This window comes from Streptomyces tricolor, from assembly GCF_002155905.1.
GTDB lineage: Bacteria > Actinomycetota > Actinomycetes > Streptomycetales > Streptomycetaceae > Streptomyces > Streptomyces tricolor.
Genome location: NZ_MUMF01000940.1, coordinates 1 through 5,896 on the forward strand (window position 1 = coordinate 1; position 5,896 = coordinate 5,896).

Sequence of the window (5,896 nt, forward strand, 5' to 3'; positions counted from 1 at the left end):
GCCGCACCGTGGCGCGGGCCGCCTGGTGGGCCGGACCCGAGGACCCCGAGCCGCGGCTGATCAACTGGTTCGACGTCGCGGAGGGGGAGGAGGAGGCGGGCGCCGAACTGCTGCGCACCGCCCCCTGGGGGACCGCCGAACTCGAACTCGACCTGCCTGCCGGCTGGCGCGACGACCCGCGGCTGCGGGCCGCGGCCGACGCCCGCGCCGCCGCCGCACGCCGGGCCGGCTACACCCCCCTCGTGGAGCGCTTCCTCTACCGCTGGACCCCCGACCGGGGCCTGCCCGAGCGGCCCGGCCGGCTCGTCTTCACCCCCGAACCGGACGACGCGGTGTTCTACGAGCTCCTGCGCCGCGTCAGCACCGCCACGCTCGACGCGCACGCGCGCCGGGCCATCGCCGAGGGCGGCGTCGACCAGGCGGCCCAGGAGGACCTGGACTTCTTCCGCTGGTTGCCGTCCCCGCGCGACTGGTGGCAGCTCGCCCTGACACCGGCGGGCGAGCCGGTCGGCATCCACATCCCCGCGCGCAACCCCTCGGGCCCGTGCGTCGGCTTCATCGGTGTGGTGCCGGAGCACCGCGGCCACGGCTACGCCTACGACCTGCTGGCCGAATGCACCCACTTCCTGGCCGGACAGGGCGCCGAGTTCATCGCCGCCGCCACCGACCAGGGCAACGTCCCGATGGCCGCGCACTTCACCACGGCCGGCTACCCCGTCGTACGGGAACGCGTCACCTACTGGGCCGACGGGGGTCCCGGAGCCGGGTGACCGGCGAGCCTGCGGACGGTACCGGGGGGCCGCAGCCCCCGGTGCCCGGGCCGCTAGGGCCTGTCGTCCGGATCATGCCGGCGTCGCGGGGCGCTAGTCCGTCCCGGCCGCCAGGCGGGCCTCCGCCGCGGCCAGGATCTCGGTGACCCGGAGGCCGAACGCGGCGTCGCAGAAGTGCGGCCGGCCCGTGCGGGCCGCCCGCACCAGCGCGTCCGCGGCCCGGTCCAGCGCCGGCACCGCTCCCTCGGAACTGCCCGGCAACACCGTCACACCCGCCTCGCCCCGCAGTTCCACATCGGCCCCGGCCGCCGCCGGCGGCGCGGTCAGGCTCAGCGTGAGGGTGCTCGACGCCCCGGTGGCGTGGTCGAGCACCAGGTGCACGGTGTCCGCCGGACCGTGTGCCGCCGCCACGACGTGCCGGACGTCGCCGAGGACCGGCAGCAGCACCGACAGGGCGTGCGGGCCGACGTCCCACAGCGCGCCCTTCTCCCGCCGCCACGGCGAGTGCGCGAACGGGCTGTCGCTGGTGAACACCGCCCCCAGCCACTGGGCCCGGGCGGTGAACCAGCCCGACACGGCGGCCTGTTCCTCGATCCAGGCCTCCGGCTCCTTCTGGAAGCGCGCGGTGAAGAACACCACCGACGCCACCCCGGCCCGCTCCACCGCCTCCGCGACGGCCCGTCCCTCGGCGACCGACACCGCCAGCGGCTTGTCCAGCAGCAGATGACGGCCCGCCCGGGCCGCCCGCACCGCCAACTCGGCCTGCACCGACGGCGGCAGGGCCATCGCCACCGCGTCCACGTCGGCCAGCAGCGCGTCCACGTCGGCGTACGCGGCGACGTCGTACTGCTCCGCCAGCGCCGTGGCCGCCTCCGGCCGGCGCCCCCACACCCCGGCGAACTCCAGGCCGGTGTGTCCGGCGAGAGCGGGAGCGTACGCCGCCCGCGCCCAGGGACCCGTTCCCAGCAGCCCGATGCGCATGTCGCGTTCCTTTCTCCGAGCCGATCCCCGCACCCTCAAGATGCTGCGCTCCGGTCGCCCTCCGCACACCTGCGGCCCGGATCCCCGTCTCCCGCGAGCCAGTCGGCGATGGTGGCGGCGATCGGCTGGCCGGTGTCCATCTCCACGAAGCCGAACTGGCCGGACTGATTGCACTCCAGGAACCACCAGATCCCGTCGGAGTCCTCAGCGAAGTCGAAAGCGCCGTACGCCAGTTCGGCGCCGGTCATGTAGCGCAGCACGCCCTCGGCGACGCGCGGCGGCACGTCCGCGGGCAGCCAGGGAGAGACCGACGGGGCGAAGCGCACGTCCACGTCGTCCGGATGGGCGTCCGGATCGGCGGGCTTGCGGGCGGCCAGCAGGGTGCCGCCGACGACGGTGAGCCGGATGTCGGCCCGCTTGGGGATCCGCCGTTGCAGCAGGGTCGGGCCGAAGGCCACCGCGGTGAAGTCGGTGTCCGGTGCCACCCGGCTGGTCGGCACCGCCCGGGGCGGCTCCTGCGGATGCGCGCCGGAGACCGGTTTCACCACCAGGTCCGGGAAGCGTTCCGCGAACTCCCGCGCCGCCTGCGGGAACGTCGTGACGAGGGTGGCCGGCACCGGGAGGCCGCTGCGCTGGGCCAGATGCAGCTGCCAGGGCTTGTGCCGGGCCCGGCGGGCGGCGTCCGGATGGTTCATCCAGCGGGCGTCGCTGCACCGCAGCATGCCGTACAGCGCCTGCGAGGACTCCTCCGTCAGCCAGGCGGACGGCTGGGCGGCGCGGGCGGCCGGGACTCCCGGCCTGCGCACCCAGACGGAGCGCAGGCCGTTGATGCTCACCAGGCGCCCGCCGACGGAGAGATGTCCGCGGCAGGCGCCCTGCGCGTACTCGCCCGACAGCGCCACCCCGTTGGTCAGATCGGCGGGGTCGAGCCGGACGACGGGCACCCCGGCCTCGCCCAGCCGGAGGACCACCATGTCCGCCGTCACGTCCTCTTCACTGGTCAGGATGAGCACGGTCATCTGTCGAAGCCCGCGTTCAGTCGTCGAAGTGGGTCTTGGAACCGGCGGTCGAGGTCGTGGTTCCGAGCGCTCTCAAGGTCGCGTGGTCGGTGGCGGCGATCCGCCCGTCCGGGAGGACGTTCAACTGCAGTCCGGAGTCGTACGCGTACGGAGCGGTGACATCCAACTGCACTGCGGGCCGCGCATAGTTGAGGGTGAACGGTTGCATGGTCTCTCCCTGATTAGGCTTTCACGTCCTTATACGAGTCGAACGGGTGATTGGTTTCCTCACGTTGCGTGATCGCGGTAGGGGCGCGGATGCGCGGGGGTCATCCCGCGAGCGCCCCGCGCGCCGCCGCCAGCGCCTGCTCCGCGTACCCGCGTCCGAACAACACCACGTGCACCAGGAGCGGGAAGAGCTGGTGCAGTCCCACCCGGTCCCGCCAGCCGTCGGCCAGCGGCGCCGCCTGCCGGTAGCCGGCGAGCACCCGGTCCAGATGGGGGCAGCCGAACAGCTGGAGCATCGCCAGATCGGTCTCCCGGTGCCCGCCGTGCGCGGCCGGGTCGATGAGCCGGACCTCGCCGTCGGCGCCCCACAGCACGTTCCCGTTCCACAGGTCGCCGTGCAGCCGGGCGGGCGGCTCGGCCGGACCCGCGAGGTCCGGCAGCCGGGCGCAGACCCGCTCGAATACGGCGGCCTCGCCCGGCCGGAGCGTGCCCCGGTCGACCGCGCCGCGCACATACGGCAGGACGCGGTGCTCGGCGTACCAGCGGGGCCAGTCGCCGCCCGGCGCGTTCCGCAGGGGAGCGCGGCCGATGTAGGCGTCCTCCGGGCCGCCCGGCGGTGGTGCTCCGAAGTGGGGTGCGCCGGCCCTGTGCAGCGCGGCCAGGGCCTGGCCGAAACGCAGCGCCGCCTCGGGATCGGGAGACCCCGTCGGCACCCGTTCGGTCACCATCCAGCGCTCGTCGTGCCCGAGCACCGCCGGCACCCGGACCGCCTCGGCCGCGGCCAGCCAGCGCAGCCCCGCCACCTCGGCGCGCACCGCCCCCGGACCGTCGCCACGCTTGACCATCACCGGCGTTCCGCCGTCCAGCAGTACTTCCGCGGGCGACCCCGACCCGGGCCGGGCCCCGCTGACCGGGCGCCCGGTGAGCCGGGCCGCCACCTGTCCTGGATCCTCGTCTCGGTTGACCACGGGCCCAGGGTACGGCCCCCAATCAAGGCCGCTCGCCGGGCACTTCACCGGTTGATACGACTGTTTTCAGCCAAACCCAGGCGGTAACTACCCGTGCTGATCTCGTACCGCTAGCGTGATCCCGCCGCGTCGCCACACCGGGGGCACAGGGCCCGCAGGGACTAGCGCGCGGCGGAGGATTCCTCCCGTGACCACAGCATCCGTGCTGATGGCCGACGTCTTCGAAGTCCAGCCGTACACCTCCCACTGCGAGGTCATCCTCGGTGAGGGCGCACACGCGGTGATCGGTGTCTCCCCGGGCAACAGCTACTTCTCGGCCCGGCGCCTGCACGACCTCGCCCGCTGGGGGCTGGACCACTTCGACCGGGTCGACTTCGTCTACACCGACCTGTACGTCGCCGAGATGTACGAGGCCTCCGGCTACCCGCCGGAGGAGGCCCGCCGCAAGGCCGTGAAGAACCTGCGCGGGGTGCGGGCCAAGGTCCGCGACGCCGTGACGGCGGCCGATCCGGACGGCACCCGGCTGGACTGGCACCCGATGTCGGAGTTCCGCACCAACCCCGCCTACCAGGAGATCCACCGGCAGCTCAAGGCGCGACTGGTCTGCGACGGCTCCTTCCGGACCGTCTGCGAGGCCCTGGTGAATCGTTTCCTCACCGCGCGCGGCGAGACACCGACCGAGCGGCAGCGCGCCGTGTGCCTGGAGTACGTGTGCGCCGAGGCCCCGCTGTTCCTGGACACCCCGGCCATCCTCAAGGTGCCCTCCTCGCTCAACTGCTACCACCAACTCCTGCCGATGGCCGAGCTGTTGTACTCCCGGGGCGCCGGCCTGCGCGCCTCCCGCAACCAGGGCCACGCCATCGTCACCCCCGCCGCGCCGGAAGGAACCACGGCATGACCACCGCCCCCGACACCCGTACCGACCACCCTCCCTTGCCCCGCTTCCCGTTCTCCTGGGACGGCACCCGGGTGCCTGCCGAGGTCGCGGCCCTGCGCACCGCCACCCCGGTACGGCGCGTGCGGACCATCGCCGGCGACGAGGCCTGGCTGGTCTCCTCGTACGAGCTGTGCGCGCAGGTGCTCAAGGACGACCGCTTCTCCCTCAAGGACACCTCCGCGCCCGGCGTGCCCCGGCAGTACGCGCTCACGATCCCGCCCGAGGTCGTGAACAACATGGGCAACATCACCGGGGCGGGGCTGCGCCGCGCGGTGATGAAGGCGCTGAGCCCCAGGACGCCGGGCCTGACCGAGTGGCTGCGCGCCGAAGCCCACCGCCTGGTGGACCTGATCACCGCCGACGGACCGACGGCCGACCTGCGCGGAGCGTTCTGCGAGCCGTACTCGGCCGGGATGCACTGCCGGATCCTGGGCATCCCGCAGACCGAGGCCCCGGCCTTCCTGCGCAGCCTGGACATCGCCTTCATGAACTCCCCGTGCCCGGTCACCGGCGCCCGGCTCAACTGGGACCGGGACCTCGCCCGGATGGCGGCCCTGCTCGACGACCCGGCGACGGGCGGCCTGATGGGCGAACTCGCCGCCCTGCGCGACGACCCCGGCCACGCGCACCTCACCGACGCGATGCTGGCCACCGTCGGCGTCACCCTGTTCGGCGCCGGCACCGTCTCCACCTCGGGCTTCCTCACCATGGCCCTGGTCTACCTGCTCACCCACCCCATCGCCCGCGACCTGCTGCGGGACCGCCCCGACCTGATCGGCCCGGGCGTGGAGGAGCTGCTGCGGGTGAACCTCTCCATCGGCGACGCCCTGCCCCGTCTCGCCCTGGACGACGTCCGGCTCGGCGACGTCGACATCCGCGCGGGCGACCTCGTCCTGGTGCTGGTGGAGGGCGCCAACCTCGACCCGGACACCTTCCCCGACCCGCACCGCTTCGACGTCCACCGCGACAACGCCGCCGACCACCTCTCCTTCGGCGGCGGCGCCCACTACTGCC

At 73.9% G+C, this 5,896-nt stretch carries 7 protein-coding genes; 3 read left to right on the forward strand and 4 right to left on the reverse strand.

Features of this window, described 5'->3' with window-relative positions:
- The coding region (locus CCN44_RS41695; protein WP_107502184.1) for a GNAT family N-acetyltransferase at window positions 1-770 on the forward strand (770 nt) is incomplete at its 5' end.
- A 93-nt stretch (window positions 771-863) separates the two neighbouring features.
- On the opposite strand, the gene CCN44_RS41700 is transcribed toward CCN44_RS41695, so the two are convergent.
- From CCN44_RS41700 to CCN44_RS41715, 4 genes are all read right to left on the reverse strand, one after another.
- Entirely contained in the window at window positions 864-1,751 is an 888-nt protein-coding gene (locus tag CCN44_RS41700) for a Gfo/Idh/MocA family protein (protein ID WP_086704427.1), read from the reverse strand.
- 35 nt (window positions 1,752-1,786) lie between these two features.
- Window positions 1,787-2,770 (reverse strand): ATP-grasp ribosomal peptide maturase, encoded by a 984-nt coding sequence (gene tgmB, locus CCN44_RS41705; RefSeq protein ID WP_059247308.1) that lies wholly within the window; start codon window positions 2,768-2,770, stop codon window positions 1,787-1,789.
- A 16-nt stretch (window positions 2,771-2,786) separates the two neighbouring features.
- Window positions 2,787-2,978 (reverse strand): putative ATP-grasp-modified RiPP, encoded by a 192-nt coding sequence (gene tgmA, locus CCN44_RS41710; protein WP_014670659.1) that lies wholly within the window; start codon window positions 2,976-2,978, stop codon window positions 2,787-2,789.
- Window positions 2,979-3,078: 100 nt separating this feature from the next.
- Window positions 3,079-3,915 carry a fructosamine kinase family protein gene (locus tag CCN44_RS41715; RefSeq protein WP_086704430.1) on the reverse strand — a complete coding sequence of 279 codons (837 nt, stop codon included), beginning with the start codon at window positions 3,913-3,915 and terminating at the stop codon, window positions 3,079-3,081.
- Between the two features lie 217 nt (window positions 3,916-4,132).
- Between CCN44_RS41715 and CCN44_RS41720 the strand changes: the two genes are divergently transcribed.
- Together CCN44_RS41720 and CCN44_RS41725 are read left to right on the forward strand one after the other, a co-directional pair.
- Window positions 4,133-4,843 (forward strand): cyclodityrosine synthase, encoded by a 711-nt coding sequence (locus CCN44_RS41720; protein WP_237482669.1) that lies wholly within the window; start codon window positions 4,133-4,135, stop codon window positions 4,841-4,843.
- Window positions 4,840-5,896, forward strand: a 1,057-nt coding sequence (locus tag CCN44_RS41725) for a cytochrome P450 (RefSeq protein WP_086704436.1), incomplete at its 3' end; no start/stop codon positions are given. The genes CCN44_RS41720 and CCN44_RS41725, both read left to right, overlap by 4 nt.

What these genes read in the sequence shown, in the direction of transcription:
- CCN44_RS41700 (WP_086704427.1), bottom strand. Translation starts at nt 1,751, where the DNA reads ATGCGCATCGGGCTGCTGGGAACGGGTCCCTGGGCGCGGGCGGCGTAC.
- tgmB (WP_059247308.1), bottom strand. Translation starts at nt 2,770, where the DNA reads ATGACCGTGCTCATCCTGACCAGTGAAGAGGACGTGACGGCGGACATG.
- tgmA (WP_014670659.1), bottom strand. Translation starts at nt 2,978, where the DNA reads ATGCAACCGTTCACCCTCAACTATGCGCGGCCCGCAGTGCAGTTGGAT.